Annotated in this window: 26 protein-coding genes; 12 read left to right on the forward strand and 14 right to left on the reverse strand. The window is 53.8% G+C overall.

What is annotated here, in order from left to right:
- Positions 1–2: 2 nt before the first annotated feature.
- The 7 genes from GBK04_RS31105 to GBK04_RS25630 form a co-directional block, all read right to left on the reverse strand.
- On the reverse strand, positions 3–443 hold the full coding sequence (locus GBK04_RS31105) for a DUF1353 domain-containing protein (protein ID WP_152764541.1): 441 nt from the start codon (positions 441–443) through the stop codon (positions 3–5).
- Positions 440–658, reverse strand: a complete 219-nt coding sequence (locus GBK04_RS31110; RefSeq protein ID WP_373331338.1) for a hypothetical protein — start codon at positions 656–658, stop codon at positions 440–442. The genes GBK04_RS31105 and GBK04_RS31110 overlap by 4 nt, the downstream gene beginning before the upstream one ends.
- A 32-nt stretch (positions 659–690) precedes the next feature.
- Complete coding sequence (locus GBK04_RS25610; RefSeq protein WP_152764701.1) at positions 691–2,874, reverse strand: hypothetical protein; 2,184 nt, start codon at positions 2,872–2,874, stop codon at positions 691–693.
- Between the two features lie 125 nt (positions 2,875–2,999).
- Positions 3,000–4,664, reverse strand: coding sequence for a hypothetical protein (locus GBK04_RS25615; RefSeq protein WP_152764703.1), 1,665 nt, complete (start codon positions 4,662–4,664; stop codon positions 3,000–3,002).
- 656 nt (positions 4,665–5,320) lie between these two features.
- Positions 5,321–6,985 carry a hypothetical protein gene (locus tag GBK04_RS25620; protein WP_152764705.1) on the reverse strand — a complete coding sequence of 555 codons (1,665 nt, stop codon included), beginning with the start codon at positions 6,983–6,985 and terminating at the stop codon, positions 5,321–5,323.
- Positions 6,982–7,212 (reverse strand): hypothetical protein, encoded by a 231-nt coding sequence (locus GBK04_RS25625; protein WP_152764707.1) that lies wholly within the window; start codon positions 7,210–7,212, stop codon positions 6,982–6,984. The genes GBK04_RS25620 and GBK04_RS25625 overlap by 4 nt, the downstream gene beginning before the upstream one ends.
- Before the next feature lie 9 nt (positions 7,213–7,221).
- Complete coding sequence (locus GBK04_RS25630; RefSeq protein ID WP_152764710.1) at positions 7,222–12,018, reverse strand: tape measure protein; 4,797 nt, start codon at positions 12,016–12,018, stop codon at positions 7,222–7,224.
- Between the two features lie 401 nt (positions 12,019–12,419).
- On the opposite strand from GBK04_RS25630, the gene GBK04_RS25635 reads away from it, so the two are divergent.
- On the forward strand, positions 12,420–13,262 hold the full coding sequence (locus GBK04_RS25635; protein ID WP_152764712.1) for a hypothetical protein: 843 nt from the start codon (positions 12,420–12,422) through the stop codon (positions 13,260–13,262).
- A gap of 12 nt (positions 13,263–13,274) precedes the next feature.
- On the opposite strand, the gene GBK04_RS25640 is transcribed toward GBK04_RS25635, so the two are convergent.
- Complete coding sequence (locus tag GBK04_RS25640) at positions 13,275–14,120, reverse strand: hypothetical protein (RefSeq protein WP_152764714.1); 846 nt, start codon at positions 14,118–14,120, stop codon at positions 13,275–13,277.
- A gap of 231 nt (positions 14,121–14,351) precedes the next feature.
- On the opposite strand from GBK04_RS25640, the gene GBK04_RS25645 reads away from it, so the two are divergent.
- From GBK04_RS25645 to GBK04_RS25655, 3 genes are all read left to right on the forward strand, one after another.
- Positions 14,352–14,561 (forward strand): hypothetical protein, encoded by a 210-nt coding sequence (locus tag GBK04_RS25645; RefSeq protein ID WP_152764716.1) that lies wholly within the window; start codon positions 14,352–14,354, stop codon positions 14,559–14,561.
- 136 nt (positions 14,562–14,697) lie between these two features.
- Positions 14,698–15,018, forward strand: coding sequence for a hypothetical protein (locus GBK04_RS25650; RefSeq protein WP_152764718.1), 321 nt, complete (start codon positions 14,698–14,700; stop codon positions 15,016–15,018).
- 71 nt (positions 15,019–15,089) lie between these two features.
- Positions 15,090–16,145 (forward strand): RNA-guided endonuclease InsQ/TnpB family protein, encoded by a 1,056-nt coding sequence (locus tag GBK04_RS25655; protein ID WP_373331339.1) that lies wholly within the window; start codon positions 15,090–15,092, stop codon positions 16,143–16,145.
- 231 nt (positions 16,146–16,376) lie between these two features.
- Here GBK04_RS25655 and GBK04_RS25660 read toward each other — a convergent pair whose 3' ends face one another.
- Positions 16,377–16,901 carry a hypothetical protein gene (locus GBK04_RS25660; protein WP_152764722.1) on the reverse strand — a complete coding sequence of 175 codons (525 nt, stop codon included), beginning with the start codon at positions 16,899–16,901 and terminating at the stop codon, positions 16,377–16,379.
- A gap of 39 nt (positions 16,902–16,940) precedes the next feature.
- On the opposite strand from GBK04_RS25660, the gene GBK04_RS31115 reads away from it, so the two are divergent.
- Complete coding sequence (locus GBK04_RS31115) at positions 16,941–17,114, forward strand: hypothetical protein (RefSeq protein WP_373331340.1); 174 nt, start codon at positions 16,941–16,943, stop codon at positions 17,112–17,114.
- On the opposite strand, the gene GBK04_RS25665 is transcribed toward GBK04_RS31115, so the two are convergent.
- From GBK04_RS25665 to GBK04_RS25685, 5 genes are all read right to left on the reverse strand, one after another.
- Positions 17,111–17,605: a hypothetical protein gene (locus GBK04_RS25665; protein WP_152764724.1), complete on the reverse strand. Its 495-nt coding sequence runs from the start codon at positions 17,603–17,605 to the stop codon at positions 17,111–17,113. The two genes, GBK04_RS31115 and GBK04_RS25665, sit on opposite strands and share 4 nt — an antisense overlap.
- Entirely contained in the window at positions 17,605–17,886 is a 282-nt protein-coding gene (locus GBK04_RS25670) for a hypothetical protein (RefSeq protein ID WP_152764726.1), read from the reverse strand. The genes GBK04_RS25665 and GBK04_RS25670 overlap by 1 nt, the downstream gene beginning before the upstream one ends.
- 109 nt (positions 17,887–17,995) lie before the next feature.
- On the reverse strand, positions 17,996–18,466 hold the full coding sequence (locus GBK04_RS25675; protein ID WP_152764728.1) for a hypothetical protein: 471 nt from the start codon (positions 18,464–18,466) through the stop codon (positions 17,996–17,998).
- Entirely contained in the window at positions 18,466–18,774 is a 309-nt protein-coding gene (locus tag GBK04_RS25680; protein ID WP_152764730.1) for a hypothetical protein, read from the reverse strand. The genes GBK04_RS25675 and GBK04_RS25680 overlap by 1 nt, the downstream gene beginning before the upstream one ends.
- Positions 18,775–18,793: 19 nt before the next feature.
- A complete protein-coding gene (locus GBK04_RS25685; protein ID WP_152764732.1) occupies positions 18,794–19,801 on the reverse strand; it encodes a hypothetical protein in 1,008 nt (335 codons plus the stop codon).
- Between the two features lie 15 nt (positions 19,802–19,816).
- Between GBK04_RS25685 and GBK04_RS25690 the strand changes: the two genes are divergently transcribed.
- From GBK04_RS25690 to GBK04_RS25715, 7 genes are all read left to right on the forward strand, one after another.
- Positions 19,817–20,191 carry a hypothetical protein gene (locus GBK04_RS25690; protein WP_152764734.1) on the forward strand — a complete coding sequence of 125 codons (375 nt, stop codon included), beginning with the start codon at positions 19,817–19,819 and terminating at the stop codon, positions 20,189–20,191.
- Positions 20,188–20,349, forward strand: a complete 162-nt coding sequence (locus GBK04_RS31120; RefSeq protein ID WP_373331341.1) for a hypothetical protein — start codon at positions 20,188–20,190, stop codon at positions 20,347–20,349. The genes GBK04_RS25690 and GBK04_RS31120 overlap by 4 nt, the downstream gene beginning before the upstream one ends.
- 268 nt (positions 20,350–20,617) lie before the next feature.
- Positions 20,618–20,989 carry a hypothetical protein gene (locus GBK04_RS25695; protein WP_152764736.1) on the forward strand — a complete coding sequence of 124 codons (372 nt, stop codon included), beginning with the start codon at positions 20,618–20,620 and terminating at the stop codon, positions 20,987–20,989.
- Positions 20,990–21,067: 78 nt separating this feature from the next.
- Positions 21,068–21,391, forward strand: coding sequence for a hypothetical protein (locus GBK04_RS25700; RefSeq protein ID WP_152764738.1), 324 nt, complete (start codon positions 21,068–21,070; stop codon positions 21,389–21,391).
- Between the two features lie 57 nt (positions 21,392–21,448).
- The gene (locus GBK04_RS25705) at positions 21,449–21,817 is read left to right on the forward strand and encodes a hypothetical protein (protein WP_152764740.1); all 369 of its coding nucleotides are present in this window, start codon (positions 21,449–21,451) and stop codon (positions 21,815–21,817) included.
- 35 nt (positions 21,818–21,852) lie between these two features.
- Positions 21,853–22,203, forward strand: coding sequence for a hypothetical protein (locus tag GBK04_RS25710; RefSeq protein WP_152764742.1), 351 nt, complete (start codon positions 21,853–21,855; stop codon positions 22,201–22,203).
- Positions 22,204–22,265: 62 nt separating this feature from the next.
- A complete protein-coding gene (locus GBK04_RS25715) occupies positions 22,266–22,541 on the forward strand; it encodes a hypothetical protein (RefSeq protein WP_152764744.1) in 276 nt (91 codons plus the stop codon).
- Positions 22,542–22,582 lie beyond the last annotated feature (41 nt).

Genomic DNA, 22,582 nt, shown 5'->3' on the forward strand with positions numbered 1-22,582 from the left:
TCTCAGTCTTTTGATTCCCACACATCCACCGGCTTGCGGTAGCGCCGGAAGGCCCTCTCCCCGAAGCGCGACACCATGAAATAGGCCAGCCTAGCCTCCCAGCGGGGCATGCCCAGCAAAATCAGGTGTTCGTAAAAAGCCGAGTCGGCCATACGCCGGGCCTCATTGAAGAAGCTCCCGTTGCCGATCACGCCCACCTGGTTGATGTAGCAGTCGTCGTGCACGACGGCGGCCGGAAACCCGATGCCGTGCGGCGGCACCAGCGGCCAGAACACCTGCGGCACCGACAGCCCGTCGGTCACGAAACCGGCCGGCACCACGCGGCGGCCCACCAGCGGGTGGAAGTAGGCAAAGTCCTCGGTGGTGATGAACTGGTCGGTCTTCCTGGGATTGCCCTCCCCCGGCCGCGTCTTGCGGATGTTGATCTGGGGCCACTGGGTCATAGGTAGCGGCCCTGGGTTACGCCGTTGGCCACGCCCTGCGCCACGAAGGGCAGCAGCAGAGGCCAGGCCTGGGTGAAAATGGCCTGGAACTGCGGGAATACCGTCGTGCCATTGGCTGGTCCGTCCACCAGCTCGCCGGCCGCATTGACGAATGATTCGTCGGTGGCCCGCAGGATCACCTCCCGCGGTTCGGTGCGCCGCATTGCGTTTCTCATAAGTGTTTTCTTGTAGTACGCCATTGTTCATATTACTTGATCCTCCACCAATATCCTCCCAGATACTCGAATTTCAGTATATAGCCCTGGTACTGTACAGTCGGAAACTCAATGGTCCCCGGTGAATTATAGGCGTTACCCAGTGTAAAGGTTGCCGTTACGCCAGGCCCTGAGGTATTCCATATACCTATACTGAAAGTATCGCCTTCTTTGGGAGTACCGGCCGGATTGGCAATCGTGGTGCTGGTCGTGGCATCGTAGGCCGCCCGTATGTTCTTTCCAACCGAAGGAGTGATTGTGGGCGGATTGGTCAATTGTTGGATTGCCGGGGTAGGCTTCAGTACGTCTTCCAGAAACCACGTTCCGGCTAGTTTATGATATACAAACGTATAGGTCTGATGTGAATACAGCAGATTGTCCAATTGTCTGGAGTTCGTCCCCCCAAGCCAATATTCACCAGCAAAATTCAATGTCCCCACCCCACCCACATTCCTGGCTATGAAGGTGATTCGCTCTCCGCTTTGAGGTGTCCACGTCGGAAGATTAATCGTTGTAGGTGAAGCCACGTCGGCATCATAGCTGAGCAGGATTATGCGCTGTCCCCCGCTCGGAGTGACCGATGTAGGATTGAGTTGATTCAATGGCTCTACCAGAGGCGGAGAAATTATACTTCTTCCTTCATTATCGGTATACTCTCGTAGAAAATGATAATCCGCATCATCGATTATCTTCCCATCGGCAAGATTGCCAACATTTATCCTTAATAGCGATAGTCCGCTTTGATAGTTAACGAATCCAGACTGAAACCGAAGGAAGCGGTAGTTGGGATTGGTGGAATCCGACTGTACGATCCAGGGCTGCTCGATGATTACATTCTTAAGTAGTGAGTTGGTATTGTGGGTAGCAAGGATGGCTGTCGTAGCGCTTTCATCGGGATTATTGATGAAACGGCACATCGAGATCTGCATATTGATCACCCTGCCCAGCACCAGCATGGGAATATCATGATATACGTTACCGATTTCATAGCTTTCCAGGTTGACCGGGCCACTCGTTATCGCCCGGTCCGAGAAAACCATGTTACTGTCTACGCTTGCAACACAGGCCCCGTACTTCAGGTGAACCTGTTGTAGTCCCTCGAGATACATTCCTTTCACGCATCCGATCGTCAGGACGCCATCGGCGACACCCTCCGCCCAGGGTACCGTACCAGCGGTTGAGGCCCGGACATTCATGCCCCATCCTCCACAGTAGCGGATATACATGTTCTCAAGGGTAAGGAATTCATTGGTGGCAAGGTCTCCTGATCCGTTGGCGAAAATCCTGATACCGTCACCCTTCAATTCATTGATGTCTACGTTCCTGACCTTGGTGTGGTAGGTTGCATTGAGTTCTATTCCGTGGATAATGGAATTGTCGCCAGGACTGCGGTTGATTGAAAAATTCGATATCAGGGAACCTGTGACATGATAGATGGCCCCCGTACCCCGCCCATCCATTTTAAGGGCTGGTCCGGTGAAGCCAACCGGAACGATCTTGGTCATCTCTGTACCGTATCCATTCAACACCAGTCCCTGGGTCCAGTTTTCGGTCCCAGTCACGTATACGAGCCCTTTGGTAATCTTGTACGTAGCCTTTTTGAGCTGGATGGGCAGTCCATACAGTTTCGCCCAGTTCAATGCCCTCTGTAATGGAGTTGCATCGTCTGCCGTGCCGTTACCTATCGCCCCCCAGAATTCAGCCTCCAGATGGTTGGTTATTCGGACATACCGAATATTGCCATACCGTATAACCATTGCCGAATCATCGTTCATGGCATTGGTCACGTCCTTCCGGAAAGTATAGCCCTGCTTATCGTAGAGGATTACAATTTCCGGAGTGCCCACCAGCCCCAGCCGCAAAGCGGCAGAAGTCGCATGGGGCACCCTGCTCCTGGCCACACTGCCCACCGTAGCCGTGTCGGCCTTCAGGCCCAGTGCGGTGGTCATGGCCTGGGCACTGGCCCGCGTCAGCGCCAGGCTGTCGGTACGGGCGGCGTAGTCGGTCATTTTGCCGAGCACTTCCCGCAGCTTCACCGCCGAGATCTGCTTGGTGCCGTTGGTGGGTACATTGAGGTTGATCTTCTGGCGAATCTGGCTCTCGGTCACCTGCCCGAAGGCGGGGAGCATCGAAACCAGAAGCAGCACAGAGAGGAGTTGGTGCCTGATGGGTCTCATGGATTTTGGTTGAGGATGGATGAACGAAAGTATTCTATTGTAGCGATGGTAGTCAATACGCCACCCTACCCTATTTTCATGATCACGCGTAACTAGCAATATTCCAGCTAATTAGACCTAAACGCTCAGATGACAAAATCTTCGTTGAAGTCATCGCTGAACTCGCTGATGATGCCTTTCTCCACCACCTCACAGGTGTACTCCACCGTTTCGGGCAGCGTCTGCACCGCGCAGGTGTAGTCCACCGTCAGCAGCCGGTCTGCCGATACGCGCAGCGAGGTCAGCCCGTGCGGCTCGATGCGGACGAGGTCAGCCGGGCGGCTGCGGGACAGCTTCGGGCAGCGGAACTGAGTTTTCAGGGTACCATTCAAAAACACCTCCACCACCACGTCGTCGGCCGCCCCCAGCACTTCCAGGCGGTACTCGCCCGCCCGTACGGCCATCTCCCTCACCACGGGAAGGTACTCTCCATCCATCCCGATCAAGTACATGTTTACACCGAAGGTCGGCGGAATCCATTCCAGCCGCCCGTAGGCCAGCGGCCCCGCACCGAGCTGACGGCCCCGGTTATGGCGCACATTGCCACTGGCCGTCAGCTTGGCACTGAATTGCAGCGTCCGGCTCAAATTCGACAGTACGGGCGTCTCCATGCCGTCGCGCATGCTGTACTCAGTCCCGTCAATGATCACCTCCTCGTGCTGAAGCCAGCCCGTCAACGTGTCACAGAACTCCTCCCCCACCACATCGCTGACCAGCTCAGCCGTCTGCCAGATGCTCACCGCCCGCTTGCGCTGGTAGCCGTCCAGCCCCACGCGTGTCTCCGATTCGGTGTAGGGCATCCGCACACCCATTGATACCGGCAGGCGGAGCCGCTGGGAAAGGCCGGGCTCATGGTACTCGTAGCCGTACAGCTCGCTGATGCCCAGTACCTCCACCAGGCTGTATTCTTCCAGGTTGTCCACGCGGAGGTAGTTGCTCACCGCCCGCACATCTTCGTTTCGCACATCCACCAGACCCAGTTGGAGCGTACCAGAAACCGTTTCCGGAATCGTCACCTCCACGACCACCTGGCGGCTTTTGCGCATCAGTGGCCCTTCCAGCAGGCGCACGTCGGCGATGTTCGAAGGGCCGTAGCGCTTGCCTTTGCGGGCGTAGGCCGTCACCGGCTGGCCGTCGGGCCTCAGGATCACACTGTACGGCCCGTCGAGGCCAAGGGCCAGCGCTACGGCCTCCGCATCATCACCCTCGACGGCCGTGTAGGTGCGGTCTTCCAGGTTGTAGACGTTGCCGGTCTCCACATCGACCGAAACCCCCACCTGCCAGCGGCGGATCTCCGCTTCGGCGATCTGCGCATCCACCACCGCCGTCAGCGAGGGGTAATTGGTATTGTCCATAGTCTGGCTCCCTCCCAGCACCGTCACCTGCGGCAATACGCCCGAGCTCACGCGGTACTGGCTGCTGTCGGGGTTCATGGAGGTTTCCAGGGTAGCCTGCGTATCGGCGTCGGTCACCGTGCGCGTGATGGTCGTCTTTCCGCTCGCCGTGACCTGAATCACATTCCCAGCCTGCCAGCTGCCCAGCACCCGTATTTTGAAATAATCGTAGGTACCATCATTGCTCACCCACTGGGCGATCACATTCGGCTTGCTGGTGTTCTGCACCAGCCGCGATCCGGGCAGGGCCTGGGTCTCTCCCAGCGAGCCGCTGTTTACCGTCAGCAGGTCGCTACCGCCGTTAAGCTCGGCCAGTATCCGCTCCGGCGTATCACCGAGGGCCGCCGTGTAGGCCACACCGTTCAGCTTGAATACATTCCCCGCCTGGATGCTCTTGCCGACCTTCAGCCGGTAGCGAGTCTGGGCGGGTCGGGTGAAGACGTTCAGCGCCGTCGCCTTGATCGACGGGCTGTTGACGTTGTTCTCGCGCACGGTGCCCAACCCCACGCTCAGCACCTCGTCCGTCATCCGGAAGCGCCCGCTCTTGAATATCCGCAGTGAAAGCACGTTACCGCGCACCTCAGCCAGCACCGGCGCGTACGGATACGCCTCGAAGAAATCCTTCAGCTCCACCATGTACGCACTCAGGTCGGTCTGCTGGCTGCGGAAGGTACCGATCACCTGCTGGCCGCCCGCCCGCATCAGCGCGAACTGCCGGTAGTTGCCAGCCGAGGGCGTATCGCTGACCACCAGGCGAATAACCGTATAGAGCTCGGTCTGCTGCACGCGGAAGGCGCCCACTTCATCACCCACCTCATAGTCCGCATCGCCTTCTATCAGGCAGATCTTGCACAGCTCGGGAATCAGGCCCGTCAGCTCGGTCTTCGGCAGCAGTACCCGCAGCCGATCGCCCGGCCTTACCGGCAGGCATGGCAGTTCCGTGGGGTCATTCAGGGCTTGCATATCACCGACCACGGAGACGAAGCGTAGGAAATTGCTAAATTGATTCATTGCTATGACAATATTTTTCCGGTGATGACGGTCGTTCCGTCCTGGATGGAGTGCGTGGCCTCGTCTACCTCAATGTGGTAGGTTGCCCCGTTGTACTGGCATTGGACCGTATCGCCGATGGCACTGTACTCGCTCAGCGGCAGTGAGACCTCGATGTTGGCCGTATAGGGCTGGTAGTTGGGTACCGAGGCTGTCAGCGTATCGGCCCTGGCCCGCCCGTCCGCACTCACCAGCCGAAGCGGGTAGTTATAATACAGGTCATTTTTCCAGGAATCCTGCTGCACAGCCATCAGGTCGAGGTCGGAAAGAAGGAAAAGCGTGTCGTCGTAGTCGGCATCCTGGGCCTGGCCGGTCTGCCCACCGCGCATCCGGCGCAGCTTCTCGATCAGGTAGGTGCCTCCCACCAGGTAGTCAAGCGAAAGATCCAGCTCTCCCTTTGTCTCAAAGCGCGTCGCGTACGTCAGGCGTCCGTTGGGTTCCTGGCTGCCACGCACGGTTTCGCTTTTCCAGGCCCTGAAACCGTACACCACCGACGAGTGCATCATCACCAGCGGATCCAGTGCTATTTTCTCCACCTGCTCGATATACAGCCCGCCGCGGGTGACACCTTTTTTTAGTTGCATCACCGAGTCATGGTGGCCGGTCTTCAAATTCAGCAGCTTGCGCAGGTCGGCCAGCAGGCGGTCCAACTCCACTTTCATCGGGCGGTCGGCTCCCCGCAGCAGGGCCCCGCTAGTCAGGTAATACCCTTCCAGCAGCCCACTGCCCTGCACGCCCAATCCGTTAGCCGCCGCCCAGCGGGCCAGCAGCCGGTCGAGCCGGATGCTGGCCACTTCCGAGGTTTCGTCGGGCACTTCCAGAAGGCTGATCCCCCCTTCGGCCGAATACGTGAAGGTATACACCTCGCTTTGGCAGGATACCCACACGCCCACCCCGTAGTCACGCTCGATCGACAGGTCGGCGCTGTAAAGCCAGTCGGCCTGGCCTTCCGTGTACGTGCCGACCAGCTGCGTGTCGACCACCTGGTCGGAAGCGTCGTAGATACGCACGAACACCGAGTAGGGTACCTCCGCCCGGATCACCACAGCCACCACCAGCAGCATCTCCAGCCGGATGGTCATCGCGTAGCCCGTATCGTTACGCCAGAACGGCAGGCTGCCGTCCAGGTATTCCCCGATGCCCTCCTTGCTCCCTTTCACGGGCACCGCGTGGCTGGGACTGTGCCCCGACACCACTGCCTTGTCGGCCGGTACCGTCGCGGTGATGTTGCCGCCCAGCGGCACACCCGCCAGTGTATAGGTGTCCGTAGCCTCCCACTCCGAAACCGTCTGTGCGGCCGTCAGAACCTTGCGGGCGCTACGGTCGGTCAGCCCGATGCTCACCCCCTCATCCCGAACTTGCAGGGTATCCCAGTCTAAACTGCTTTGCCAGGTATAGCCGTCGCTTTCCACACGCAGGTACAGCTCAGCCTGGTGTTGCTTTGTCTCCCATGCGCTACGGATCATCTCCACTGCCAAAGGATCACGGAACAACAACCCGTCCTCCTCTACCTGTCCCCCCGTGTTCTCCACGATGCCACCCCAACTGGGATCACGCACCTTTCTCAGGCGTAGGTTTTCCCAGTTGAGCGGCTCGTCAATGGCCGTATCGTTTAATAGTACCCTCATTGGCCTGGATTTTTGAAAAAGCGCTTACTCTCCAACTCTTTGGCTTTTAGCTTGTCCCGCCACATGCGGTTCGTACTGATGAGCCGGTTGAGCTCATCGGTACCCGTGCAGGTTTCGTGCAGGTAGAGTAGTGTGCGCAGGCCCTCGGCTTCCTCAATCGTAAGGACAACCGGTAGCTTATTAGGGTCATAGGCGGCAATGGGCGGCTGATTTGGTTTTGGGTTCATAGGAAAGGGTTAAGCACGATATCTGGTGGTGTATATTCGATTCAGGGAATTAGCCCGGCGCTCGGTGATGCTAAGCCCGGTTTTGGTGGCATTCACAATCACACCCGGCTTGTTTTCTAGGGTAGAATTCAGCCTGCGCACCTCACCCAGCAGGGCGGGATCATAGCCGATATTCAGCTGGGGCATGTCCGGCCTGTCCGCCAGGCTATTGAGCCTCATGCTCAGCTGAGGCATGGACAGGTTGAACATGTGCGGAAATTTCTCGCGGAACTCATCGTATTTTAGGTACCCTTCCACGAGCTGGGCATTTGTAGGGCGGTTTCTTAGCTTCATCAGCCGTTCGTTCAGGTAGCTCTGCACAATCCGCTCCCCCTCGTGAGCCATCACCGGGATCGTGTCGCGGCCGGAGGGGCGGCCCATCCTAAGCAGGTACTCGGTACCGTGGAACTTCGGCGCCGGACTGTCGCCCTGCGGCCCCTGGTCGCCACCACCGCTCCCCCCCTCACCGCCGCCCGTACCACCGGGTACGGGCTCCCAGTCACCCGTTACGCCGCCGTCGCCCCCACCGAGCACTGATCCGATAAGCCCTTCCATCTCCGCGATCGCCGCGTCCAGGGCCCGCTTGTTGGCGAACAACTTCCGCTTTTGGGCTTTCAGCTTCGCGATTTCCATCCGGATTTCCAGCACCGCCAGCTGTTTCTGCTGCTCGAAAATGGCCGCTTGGTTACCCATCGCAAAATCAGTGAAGTCTTTGTTTTCCTTGGCCCGATCTGCCTCAGCCTTGGCTGCATTTGCCGCAATAGAGTTTTGAAGTCCTTTAACAGTGTCTGCCAACGTGCCGGAAAGCTTAGAAATAGCATCCGCCGTATCCTGATTGACTTTCAGAATAGCGTCCTGTACTTTCTGTGCCTTGTCTTGACGCTCATCTTCCAGTTGCTTGATTTTATCGGTTTCATCCTGCTTATTCTGGATAGTAGTGTCCTTCAACTGATCGGAAAGTTCTTCCATACCCAATTTGACCGCCTTGCTCTTGTCGTGCTTGGCGTCCTCGTACTCCGTATGCTTGTCCTTGATCCAGACTGCGTACTGATCCCAAATCTGACGGTACTCCTCATCTGACTGAGCCCGTTGCAAGTTTCGGTCACGCTCGTCCTCCAGTGCCTTCACCTGCCGGTCAAGCCAAGCATCAAGGGTTTTGTTCCTGAAACGGTCGGAAGCCTCAAGCAAACGTTTACCGTCCTCAGCCGCCTGTTCATCGAGTCCCTGCTTGATCGCAAAGGCTTCGCGGGCTTTGGCGATTTCGCCATCATAATAGGCATTGATTGCATCCAGTTGCTCGTTAAGCAGTCGCACCTGCTCATCCCTCTGTTGTTCCAGGAGAGTCTTTTGCGTGTCGAAAGAATCCTGGGCGGCTTTAATTTCGGCCTCCTTGCCCCTTTTGAATTCCGCTTCACTCTCGTCGATCTGACGGAGGGTCTCCTCGTGCAGCCGGGTGCGGGCCGCCATCTCCCGTTCCAGTTCCGCAATGGCTTCCTGGGTGTTCCGTTGTTTTTGACGCAGAACCTTCATCTCCTCCTGCAACTGCAACATCGCCGAACGTTGGAAGGCAAGGTTGATGGTCTCTATCACACCCACGACCCCGCCCACAAAGTCACCCTTGGCAAAACTGACGACTGCATTAAGACCACTTTGGACAATTGCCATGGTGTTTTCCGTCTTGTCGGCGGTGTCCTGGAGCTGCTGCTGGATTTCCAATAGGGCGGACTTGCGCTTCATCAGCTCGGTTTCCCGGTTCAGGCTTTCCCCTATGATCTTCTCCCGGTCTTCGTAGGACAGACTAACGTCCTTAAGCTGTTCTTCAAGAGCCTTACGGTTGGCCTCAATGGCACTATCGGCCATACCAAGGACATTGTCAATGGAGTCGGCGGCCAGCCTCGAGCTTTCGATAAAGTTCTCTGCCAGCTTCCCAACCACCTGCATGGCGGCCTGGGCTATCTTGATAATATCATCAATGGTGAGTTCTGTAATTTTCTTCGCATTCTCACCCAACTCCTTCAACGCATTCGTAGTGACCGTTTTTGCCTTTATAAGGTTTTCCAATGCCTTACGAGTCAACTCATCGTCAGGCCCGTAGAGTGCCAGGTAATGGTCGTAGGTCGCCTGAGCGGATGCTTCCAGCTTCCGGGCGGTCTCCAAGTCTTTTTCCAGTACAGTCCTATAGTATTTCTCAACGACAAGGGCTTTATTCTGCCAGAATTTGGCATTTGTTTCAGCATCCAACGCCCCTAGTTCGACAGTAGCCCGGTGCAATTCCTTTTGGGCCTCAAAAATCTCTTTACCTATTTCCGCCAAACGTTTGGCTTTCTCTTCCTCCTCCTTTAGAATCAGGCCGTTGTTATGTAGGGTCAGGTCTACAATATCGTCAGCCAGTTCATTGCGGATTTTGAACTCCTTGTCAGCCTGCTCCTGAAGCTTGGTAAGGTCGGTCATTTTATAGTCGATGGAAGACTCCAGCAATTTCTGGCGCTTGGCATCATACTCACGCTGGATGGAGAGGATACGGTTGTTCTCATCCTCCTTACCCTTGATTGTGCGTTTGGCCCGCTCGATCATCAATAGCTCCTCGGCATTCAGCAAATCGAGCTTAGTGGCCTGCGTCTGTTCCAAAGCCTTGATTTCCTTGACCTGGTTCTCCAGCGAGAGCTCGAGGCTGGACTTCTGAGCGGCCTTCTTCTTGTCCTCTGACTTCTCAATATTAGCCAGTGATTTATTAATGGCCTTTCCTTCCAGGTCGGCGACGGCTTCATTGTGCCTGACCACCTCAGCCTTGTATTCCTTACTGCCTTTCTCAAGGGTGCTCAGTATCGCCTGATGCTTGGCATTCTCGATTTTGATTTCCTGCTCCTTCTGTTCGGTTTTGATACCAGAAACCCGCTGTGCACTTTCTGTGTACTGCTTTTCGATTTCCCCGAACTGCTTTGCCAGATTTCCAGCGACCTGCGTTATTGAGCCCGAAGTGAAGTTCGACCAGATTTCACTCAGTTTACCTGAGAAACCGGGGGCATTGTCGACGTTGTTCAAGGCATTCAGCTGGGCGGTGGTGTAGGTTTTCAGCACATCCTGCAACTTCATCACGTCCCCGCCGATCTGCTTGTAGAGGTCAGGAGCCTTGTTTTTGATCCTGTCCATAAGTTCGGCCTCCTGTTCCAAAAGTTCTTTCTGCTTTTCCTGCAACTTGTCAGCCCGGTATGCCTCCCTGGACAGGTTTATCCTGACCCGAAGGGACTCGCTAACCGCATCTATGATTGGAATAAGGGCGCTGTTTTCGATTTTCTCGGCATTGATACCGGAGAAGTATTCAGGATATTCGCTGATGAGGGTTTTGATAGCATCCGTCCGGCGCTTTGTCCCGACCTCATGGGCCTGGGCTACCACCACCAACCCCTCCAATGTGACTTTCTGCTTCTCCAGTTCAAGCTGCTCGAAGCTAATTTCTTCTTTGAATGATTCCGATGCGGCTGTGACCAGTTGGTAGGCCGAATAAAGGGCGGAAAGCAGGCCGACCACAAACCCTAATGGATTGGCCCGGAAAACCACCCAAAGGGCGCTTACCGCCCCGCTCAGCCCGCCCGTTGCCGCCGTGCCTGCCACCGTCGCGGAAGTGTTGGCAACCGTCGCCGCCGTAGTGGCCTGAGTCTGCTGAGCTAGCAGGGCCTTGGCTTTGATCATCGGCTCCAAGACCGTTTTGAAAGCCACATAGGCCGATACGGCGGACTTCACAGAAGCTATTCCTATTTCAAGATTGCGGCTGCTACGCCCCATCCAATCAAAAAAGTCCTGGAGCGCCCCGGTCACGTCGGCAATCAATCCTGTACGGCTGTTACCCAACCGGGCAAAGAATTGATAAATCGAGTCAGATAGGTTACTGAGTTGCCCTGTAATAGTAGTGGACTGCCTGACCATCAAACCCGCGAACCTTCCACCCTCCTCCCCCAGCGAGAACAGCGCCTTTTGAACATCAGCGAATGAGATGATACCTTTTGAAATATCCTTCTGAATGGTGGAAACACTCTTACCCGTAGCGGCAGAGAGCGCTTCCAGCATGTTCACCCCAGCTTCCTGAAACTGCCGCAGCTCCGCCCCGGTCAGGTGGCCCGCCGCCTTTACCTGCCCGAAGGCCAGGATCAACTGCGGTAGTTTCTCGGTACCCACCGCCGCCGCAATATTGCCCAGCGAGTTTAGCGTCCGGATGACTTCTTCGGAAGCCACGCCGTAGGCCAGCAGCCGGTTGGTCGCTTCCTGGGTCTGCTCTAAGGTGAAGGGGGTTTTCTTGGTGAACTCAATGACTTCCGCCATCAGCTTGTCGGCTTTGCTCTTACTCTGGAGCATTACCTCTAAGCTTATTTGAAATTGCTGCATATTTCCAGCAGCATCCAGGATCTTTTGCCCGTAGGTAAGGATTTGATCTACGGCGAAGGCACCCAGCAGGTAATTTTTGAAAGAGGCAACCTGATTGCCCAGGTAATCATATTGGGTACCAATCTGCTTGAGGGATTTCTCGTGAGCTGCTGTCGCCTTGTCACGCTCAGCCTGCGCCTTCCGTTCAGCGTCGGCCTGCTTGGTAATCTCCGTAGTGAGCTTATTGATCGCCAGACTTTGCGACCTATAAGCATTATCAATTTTGGCGTTGCCCAGCCCTACCTGAGAAGTAAGGGCTTCGTGCGCACTGGCAACCTTTCCCAGTTGAGCGATTACCTCGGAGAGTTCGCTGTCAACGGATACTTTAAAACGGGCCGTTTGATCCACCTTGTAAAAATTAAATGTTTATTTAATTTTGGAGATGAATCAAGGGCAGTGGCTGCTGTTCTTGATTTAATGTGCAGGAGGTACAGGAAAACCCGCTTTAAAGGCGGGTTTTCTGCTTTTCAGACGGCAAGAAGGACATAGAAGCCTTTCCAGCAATTACTCAACGGACAAATATAGAAAACATTATCCTCACCATTTACTTAATGAATATGAGTTTTTTGAAAATAAGTTTAATAATTATTTAATCAATTATTATATAAATAGTTAATTATGATATTATATTTGCCTTACATCAGATGAGTGAGGGAGAGGTCGTATCCTTCCTCTCCCATCCCAAAGGTCTCACAACCTTATGGCCCGAAGCGGATACGACCTGCGACGGGCCTTTTTTGTACCTAACTATGGAAAAGCCGATTAAAGAGGTTACGAATGTGCAAGGCACAAGCGTAGTTTTATCCAAAGCCGATTTGGAGCATCCTGACGTACTGATGGCTTACTTTGAAAAGGTCGCCAAATTCAAGGAGTCAGGGGAGGAATTCGTTGTCAACCTTGATGAGGTTTGGCCGCTTGTGTATTCCCAAAAAGGAAAAGCGGTTCGTGAATTGAAGGCTGGATACGACGAAGGCAAGGACTATTGTTTGCTTTCCCAAAATGGCAAGCAATTCAATTTTTCCCAAAACGGGCGAAATTCAAAACGGGGTGGACACAATAAGGAAACATACATGCTTTCCACCAACTGCCTGGAGCATTTCATTGCCAGGAAGGTGCGGGCCGTCTTCGATGTGTACAGCAAAATCTTCCACGAACGGATACAGGAGGAAAAGAACCCAGACCTGATCGCCGACCGCTACATAAAGACCTACAGGCAGAAGGGCAAGGACGATGCGTGGATCAAAAACCGTCTTGATGGCCGTCTGGCCCGAAACCACTTCACTTCCACCCTGGCAAAGCATGGGGTTGAGCGGGAAGGGTATCGTAATTGCACCAATGCCATCTATGCACCCCTGTTTGGTGGTACCACTGAGGTTGTCAGGCAAAAGAAGGGGCTGGAAAAGAAACAGAGCATCCGCGACAACCTTTCACCGATGGAGCTGACGGCCATTCAGTTTGCGGAAATGATGGCAGCGCAAAATATCGAAGCCCAGAACCTCACTGGTAACGCTCAGTGCGAAATGGCAAGCATTCAGGCAGCGAGGGCGACGGCAAGCGCGATCAATCAGAGCAAGAAGAGCATTGGCGGGTAGGATTGGAAGAAGTCATTTCTCTTTCAAAAAACACTCCATGACGGTCTTTATTTCAAAGGACTGTGTAGCAGTAAGCTCTTTGTCAAATACATATACCCGAAGATCGGAAACCTCGTTTTTTGAAAGGTAATCCATTTGCTGCTTAGTGACTGGCACAAAAACTGAATGGACATATGAATCATTTCCAAATAAGTATTTGTCCTCGTTCAGTTCCGTCGAAACTTTTGCCGATGGAAAATTTATCTTCTGCTTATTTCGCATCAACAGAATAGCCCCTTTTACACTGGCAGTCGGTTGGCTGGAAGAGGTACTTATATGTAAATAGTAGCTTGTTATCCCCTTTTTGGTATATCTGACTGGTTCCACAAAAAGCCTTGATCGTGAGTAGTGAAGGCTTATCTCGCCTGTAAACTTGTCTACTTCGCGTTCAACGAAGGCACAAATATCCACTTTCTTCATGCCCTCTGTCTTCTTGCTTATCTCGAAGGGAAATTTCAATCCATCGTCCTTATAGAACTGAAAGTAGGAGGTCAACGAGTCACTTTGTGAAACCAATTTCAGGTAGACCTTCGTCTTGGAGGCCTCTTTGACCTCTACCACGTCGGCAACGTCAAAAACCTTTAAAAACAGATACTCATTATCTATTCTGCCAAGGCTGTCTACGTACTGTCTCTTACCGTCCGCTTGTATAGGCAGTGCCGAATAAAAGGAGCATTCGGCACACACCCGCTCCGATACCCTTAAAACCGAACCTTTATAGACAGAGGGTTCTGAATACACCTGTGAAGTTGCTGAAGATGCCACCAAAGCCGAAAAAATAGCGGTAAAAGCAGCAACCTTAATAGTAGCGTAGAACATGTTGAATAATGAGACATGGGTTATCGTACCCTTCAAAAATATAAAAATTAGCTGAAAGTGTTTTTCGACTAACCAATCTTACCTAAACATAAGGCGACTTTATCCACATTGAAAAATTAACGTTTATTTAATAAATACTGAATATCAAATACTTATACAAGACAATGAAAATAATTGAAAAATAATTACTCTTGTGTGTTGGATTTCCAACACAAACAACTATATTTGTATATGAAAAAATTCACAACCATCCCCGAAGCCTTTGACTGGTGGATAAAAAATATCTACCCTTCATTGCCTCCTGATGTCAAAAAAGGAAGACCTGTAACCGCTTGGAGGGATTACACTCACAAGAGAGGTATATCCGAAGAAAGAATGAGGGGCATTTTATTGGATTACGGACATTTCAAGATAACAACATCTATAACCTATGAGCCTTAATTGGCTTTTTATTTGATTTATACGTGTTGGATTTCCAACATGTATAAAAGTAAAGAAAACCCGGAGGCATGTCGGCTAAACTTCTCTCCGGGCCTAGTCAAACCAATTCTTCAATCAATCTAACCGCTACAAATGTATGAAAACGCCTGCAAGTACCCAAACCACCCTACCCGTCCGTCTGACCTCCAACGACACCACCGCCTACCTACTGGCTTACGTGCAAAGTGGGATGCTCTTTAACTACAACGAATCCGGCGAACTGGAAGCATTCCTCTGTGAGCGCACCGTAGCGGACACGGGCATACCGCTGGATCAGTTCAAGCACATGATCGAATTGGAAGGCTTCAAGGCCATGCTCACCTACTATCCCGACGCTTTCCTTCGGTTGGGACAAAATAGGTACGTGCGCTGCGAAATACTGCCCTACACCATGAAGCAGCACATCGAAGCCGCTTAAATCAACTAATAAAAGGGTGAGCGTTCCCTATGGATGCTCACCCTCCCAAATCCTTCCAATCATTTCCTGTCATGCAGTACACGACCTACCAGTTCCGCATCAAAGACTCCACGTCGGGCAAACACCTGACTAGGATGGGCTATTCGTGCAATTTCGTGTGGAACTACTGTAACGAGGTCAATCAGGAGCGTTGGAAGAAGTTCAGAAAGACCTTTACCAACTTTGAATTGAACAAGCTGACTGCCGGATGTAGCAAAGATTTGGGAATTGCCGCCCGGACAATTGAAGCAGTTTGTCAGGAATATGCAGACAAGTGTAAGCAACACAAGATGATAAGATTAAAATGGCGTAGCCGCAAGCGGTCGCTCGGTTGGGTACCCTTTAAAGGGAATACCGTCAAGGTAAAGGACGATACCATTACCTACTACGGGCATACATTCCGCTTCTGGCTGTCACGTCCCATTGAAGGTGTTGTTCGATTCGGTTCGTTCACTCAGAACTCCAAAGGACATTGGTTTGTGAATCTGACGATGGAGGTAGCCGACAGTGGACGTATCAAGACAGGAAAGGAATGCGGCATTGATCTGGGATTGAAAACCATTGCTACACTGTCAGATGGCGTAGAATTTAGCCGTGAAAACCTTACCAAGAAATACGAGAAGAAACTGGCGATGGCCCAGCGCGCCCGTAAGAAAAAGCGCGTCACGGCCATACATGCCAAAATCAGAAACAAACGCAGGGACTGGAACCACAAGGCCTCCACGCGGCTCGTGCAGGAGTACGACCGCATCATCGTCGGTGATGTCAGTTCCTCCAAGTTAATAAAGACCCGTCAGGCCAAATCCGTATCCGATGCGGGTTGGCATGGCCTCAAACAGATGCTTGCGTATAAAGCCAACCGGCTTGGTGTCGAAGTGAGAGTGGTTAAAGAAAGTTGGTCAACTGTCACGTGTTCATCTTGCTCCAAAAGGACAGGGCCGCGCGGTCTAGGGCATTTGGCTGTAAGGGAATGGGTATGTTCTTCATGCGGCTCCACGCATTCGCGGGATGTCAACGCGGCCAAGAACATTCTCTTATTCTCCCTGTCGGGCATGACAGGCCAATTAAGGGAAGCCTCTACCATTTAGTAGAGGAGGATGCCAATCCATCGATTACGAGATGGAGGATGCCAATAATAGAAGTTATCAAGTGGTAGGTCAGTCTTCATTTCCTGTACTGTAATGCACAAAAAAGCCCGGAGTCAGAGCGGGAATGCTTCTCCGGGCCTAGCCAAACCAATCTTGCGATCAATGCGACCGCTGCAAATGTAGTTTCTATTTATTTCATATCCCGCTTCCTGGCCTCCTCGTGCCTGCGCTCTATTTCCCGGACGTGGGCGCTGAGGTAGTCGAAGTATTCCTCAATAGGTAGAGCAGTGAAGTAGCGTATTCTTTCAGGGTTACCGTCTGCGAGGCTATAAAGCTCGGCGTACCGCTCGTCGTATCGTGCCAGTCGTAGTCCAACGACAGACTCTGCAATGTGGTAAGCATCAACCCGAGCGACTTGGCCGCCGAGGTCAGGGTATCGGGCTGCGACAGCCTCGCCAAGGGCACGTGCCTGCCCAAGTCCATGCTCAAAAAAAAAGCGTAGAGCTCGGGGTAGCGGCGCCACACCGCCTTCTTCTTCTTAGCCTCGGCCAGATCGTAGCCGTGCGGATCCTCATCCTCGTGAAAATAAATCACCGACGCCATGTCGTATACGAACTCAATAGTGGAGTTGTAGCTCTCGATGCGCTCGCGCACGTTGGTGATGGTGCTGAGCATGACCGGCGCATTGCGCTTGATCCAGTCCGGATTGTTCATATTGGCGATCGCCCCGATGGTGAAGTCTTGGAAGGCGGCCATGAACGCCAGCAGGCTCTCGCGGTCCATCTGCCAGGCCTCGTGCTCGAAGTTCGTCTCGGCGAAGCGGTGGAAGCGCAGCGGCCGCGTGGGCACCCCGCCGTCGCGGTACTGGTAGTAGGGCACCCCTTCCAGAACGAAGGGCTCGCCATCGGGGCCCAGGGCAGCCACCACATCGCCCGCTTCGAGCAATTCTTTGAAATTCTTATGCATTAGCAATCCTTAACGAGTTGTACATTGTTGATCCGGCAGCGTATGTTCCAGGCCAGCAGCGCGGGATCGTAGTTCTTATCCTTACCCACGTCCACCAGCCAACCCTCCCGGATCACCCGCAGCGTGTTCATGTCCACCCCTGTCACCTGCACGTCGTAACTACCCGACAGCACCTGCAATAGCACACCCAGCGTGTCGCTCTGGCGGCTGAGCACCAGCAGCGACACCGTAGCCGTGAACAGGTTGGTTCCTCCCGTGCCATAGCTCCGTCCCTCCACCCCCACCAACGTCTCTGCCAGCCAGGCGAGTTGGGTTTGCGCCTTGCCTTCGATGCCCACCATCTTGATGGGGTCACTCAACGTCATCAGCCTGTTCCTGCCATCGCCCTGATGGTAGACGGCCTGCGCCTGGCCGTGATACACCACGTCGCTCTGACAGGCATTGGCCAGTGCGGCCAGCAGCCGCTCACTCACCTCCGATAGGTTCAGTTTCATTAGTTTTTGGGTTTGGCTGCGAGTATTTCGCAGTGGATGTACTTGTTGTGGCCGAGGTGCAGGAAAGCGTTCGGGTAATACTCTAGCATCTGCCTCAGGCCGTCGATCAGCACCATGTGCTTGAACTGTTCGACCGACAGGCCGTAGTCGCGGATGGTGCGCTCGCAGATACAGCAGCAGATATCGCCGCCTTCGTCCCACTCGAACAGCATTCCGCCCACTATGAGGTTCAAGGAGACCAGGGTATCATCATCGGAAGTGTAGCGCACAGGTTTCAGCATGGTGTCGAGTCGGTTGTATGGTAATGGATCGGAGATAAGGGAAATACAAGTATATTTGTTTTATGTTATATGTCAAAGTTTTAATATAAAAATAGATAGAAACACGGTGTCACACATCCAGCTTCTGATAGATTCTGCTGGACAGCGTCTTCAGTACAATGGCCTGCTCTTCGGTCGACAGGTAGAAAGCCGCACCGAAGTACGCTTCCAGATAAGCGGCAATGTCGGCCATCCCGCCGTCGAGGAATCCCACCGTCACTTCGCGGGAGGTCTTGTAGATGATCTGGTAGTTGCGCATCAAATCCCCCTCCATCGTGAAGTCCACGCGGTCGGCCTGGCGGCCGCGCTTTCGGCGGTAGGCTCCCCATATCCGGCTGTACGCGCCGGTTCTTCGGGCGCTCTGGCTGAGCATCGGCTGGCCATCGGTGTTTAGTCCCCGATGCTGGATGCGGTGCGTCACGGCCGCCATACCATCGCCCGCCGCTTCCACCAGGTCGTCCGCCAGCGTATCCTCCACGCCCTGCAAGTGGACGGCAAAGCGCAATGCCACTTTCCCTATGTCCGATTCGATGGTGTACATTACGAAGCGATGTAAATCTGGGTCGGCCGCTCAAACTCATTAAATCCGTCTTCGGTTTGATAGTCCGTCACTTTTTCGGTATTCGGACAATCCTCGCAGCGCACGGCATAATGGATCTGGCACCCCGCCACGATCACGTGATTATCCTTACCACCGACTCTGGCAAACCAGTTACTGGCGTTGCGGTTGGTCTTGATGCCCAGGAAACTGTCCTCGACAATCTCCACCTCACCCCACACGGCCCGGTAGGACTTGCCGTCGGGAGCCAGAAACCATGCATCGGTCGTTATGAGGTACTTCCCTTTCATGCTTGATAAGATTTGTCGCTCACACCAGGCTGCCCAGACTCCAGCCCCCGGTTTCATGGGCGGTGGCTTCCAGTGTGGGACTGTTCTCGAGCTGCTTGACCATCAGCGCCGCCGCCCGGGTCAGGAAGGTCCGGTACTGCTTGTGGTAGGCGTCGCGGTTGTCCTCGGTCACCAGGCGGTTGGTGTTGGTGAAGGCGTTGAAGTTGTTGGAGGCCAGCTTTTCGAGCATGAACTGGTGCCCGCAAACGTACTGGTAGGCCGGTGCTAGCAGGGTGGCGTTGCGCTCCACAAGGGCGTCAAGGTGGCCACCCAGCCTAAGGCCCGCGTCCAAGACCGGATCCTCTGCCACCTGATCGAGTACCTCGTCCCATACCGACAGCGCTTCGGCCATGCATTGCCCCGATTCAGTGAGCGTCTTGCCCCGGAAGGCCGTGAGCCCCACAGTGGCCCGCACCGCCAGCCGCAGCTCTACCCCCCGTGAGTTGGGAGCCTCGTAGAAGAAGTCCAGCTCGTTGAGGCCCGCATACAGGTTATAGGTCACCACCTCCATGAGCGCCGCCCCATTGCCGTCTGTCAATTCCACACTCAACATCCCCTCGCCATTGGCCACCACCGCCAGCGAGTCAACCACCAGCCTTGTGAAGCGCACGGGCTGGGTCTTGATGCGCAGCGTCCGCTGGGTGTTGGCAGCAAGCACGGTGGTACCCACCGGCAGGTGGCTGGTGTAGGCCAATTCATGGCGGAAGGCCCCCTTCTCCGAAAGCAGCACCTCCAGATCCAGCAGCAGCTTCTCATAGGCCAGCATGCTGATCCGCTCCCACAGGGCCGTCAACCCCGCCTCGGCGTCCCAGCAGTCGATGTCCTCATCCTCGACGAGCGCAGTTCCCAGCTCGGCGCTGATGCCCGGCAGGTCGTTGACATACTGCTGGGCCCAATCCGATACGGGCCGGAAGCCCACCAGTTTTTTGGTAAGGTGATTCATATTTAATTGATAAAAAATTAAATATATTATTAATTTTGCTAACAAAACTACTAAATCGAAATGGAAATACAACACCTCACTACCAAGAGAATCGACGCGACCCATATGCGCCGCTATTTTTTCAGGGTCGTGCCCGGTAAACCCAGGCTGCTGGGCCTAAAAAACCAGCGGAAAATCACCGTCTTCCTGAGCATCGGTGCCACCGTCTACGACTTCCAGCATGCCTGGAAGGCAGGCCAGCCACCGCACGTGATCAACATCGACGTGCCCGACAACGGTCAGTGCAGCAAGATCGAGTACGCGCTGCTGGGCAAGTCCGGCAAGGAGATTCCGCCCCGCAAGGTTATCAAGGTTTCCGAGCAGTTCGAGGATGTCTACGAGAAGACACTGCACTTCGAGCGGAAGGAGGATGAGGATAGTCCCGTTGAATCATGATGCTTAAGACCGCCATCCAACTCCTGGGCACGGTCGCCATCGTAGCGGCGCACGGCCCCCTGGACCAACACGGATTGGGCTGGTTTGGTAAGGGCCTGCTGATTGTCTGGATAGCCTATTTGGGCTACGATCTGTATCGCGATTTTTTTAACGACTGACCCATGACAACCCAACTTCATAATGACATTGGATTTATGAAATCCATACTTCCAAGCCACTACACCGTAAAGAACACGGTGAAAAATAACGGCGTGCGCTGTATTTCCCCCATAGGGATCGGAGTGGATGGTAGCGACGATGACCCCGAACATTGGGGGTATATAATGAAGGCTATCAGGAATGAGTTTGGCTCGCGGTTTATGGAGGTGTATCACAACACTAACTATTGCCATGTTGATTTTATAGTTTACTTAAAGCCCCTCTAACATGGCAGACAATAGCCCCCACCACGGCCACAAGTGGATGCCCGTCCTATACGCCAACTACTACGGCATCCTGAAAGACATCGCCCACAAGCACGGGTATGCATTGGCCGTCCACGGCAGCTTCACCCGCGACATGGATCTGATCGCTGTCCCCTGGACTGAGCACCCAGGCTCTCACGAAGACCTGCTCAGTGAAATGTTCGACGCCATCGGCTATGACCGACACTGGGAAACGCCCTATTCCTCAAAGGGGCTAAGACCCCACGGCCGTATTGCTTACACGCTACCCACCGGAGCGGGCGGATACGTAGACATCAGCATCATGAGCGTATTCCCTCAGCCATATTTTCCGGTTGGCCCTAAACCGGGCTGACGAACCTCATCACATGAAAAAATACCCCAGCAGTCCCATAACCGCTCTTTGCCAATCTCTCAATCACATTACTATCACATGAATTACACTACAATGGAAGTATTCGCCGGAACCAGCTTTGAGAAAGCAGCAGCCAAAGCCAAGGGGCTTGCCGCCCAGACCAACGGTACCGTCGAATTCCGCTTCAACGGCGTGACGGTCCGCGTGCTCGATGACACTGACCTGGATCACCTGCACCGCGACTATAATAACCAATCCTATTTGGGCTGGAAGATCGTTGGCCCGCGACCCATGCCAGCCTACCCACCCTCACTGCAAAGAAAGTTGGACAAGGCAAAGCTCGATCGTCAGAAAATCAGGGAGCAGGAGTACGCCGAATACCTAGCCCGAACCTATTTATAGTGCAACGATTCCAAGTACTACCCCGGCATTTCCGGCACCCATCCCAAGAATAATCCTATGAAGCACATCATTACCACCATCCCCAAATCCAAATTCAAGGACTGGAAGACCTGTGAGCGAACAGTTCTTCTATGCGATGGCGAAACACCCCGCCACCGTGGCCAGCCCTGGTTCTGGACGATCAACACCATGAATTTACCAAAAGACATAGTTGTGGGTGAGTCGGTCTGCTTCATGATCTACGATGGCAAAATCAGAGGCTATTTCCATATCCTGGACACCGACACTTCCGAGAACTGGCGCAACCGTCACGACATTGGAAAGGAGCGCGTGACAAAAATCATTGTCATGGCTAACTGGCACCCCTGCCCCCACCTACCCATGCGCGGCTTTCAGGGCTGGCGCTACACTGAATTAAAACCTTAATCAATAATTATTTCACTTTAAAACCCAATCCAATTATGTACGGACAAGCACTGAATGAACCCAGGGAAATCCAGGGACGGCCCTCAATGACTGTTGACAACGGGTGTTCCATGTCACCCCCGCCCAAGCAGCATAATCCCGAAGCACGGGATATAGCCAACCATCTCAAAAACATCTCGAAAAGCCACGAGGACTACACGTCCAATGTACAGGCGGTAGTGTCTGAGTCCATTGTGTTTCTGGATCAAAGGATAATGGAATTGATGAATCAAATCGACAATAATAACGAAGAGATCAGAATGATTCAGGAACAAAACGCAGCGAAAGTCAAAGAGCAGGAGCACATCCACTCTCAGATCAGCCGCCTGAAAAAGCTATTCGATTAAAAAAAATTCCGAGAACCTTCACCTACCGACATCAATGTCGGTAGGTGACTAAAAAACCAACCATGTTCATACCCGTCAAAATGCTCCCCTATGATGAGACCGACCTGGAACTGGCGGCCCTGGTACACGATGACCATGAGCAGAAGTTCCTCGACGGCCTGCTGTGCATCCCCCACGTCTCGTACCTCCGCCGCCATGAAACCAAGAACGACCGCATATATATAGGGCTGCTCAGCGGGGCGGAGCTCACGGTTCAGGGTACCCTTGAGGAAGTATCCCAGCGGATATTGATGGCACCCACACCGGGCGGTAGCCCCATGCGTTTCTCAGCCAACTAATCACCGATCGTCAACTGTATAATCGAATCCACCTCCAAACC

This window comes from Salmonirosea aquatica (genome assembly GCF_009296315.1).
In the GTDB taxonomy this organism is placed as follows: domain Bacteria; phylum Bacteroidota; class Bacteroidia; order Cytophagales; family Spirosomataceae; genus Salmonirosea; species Salmonirosea aquatica.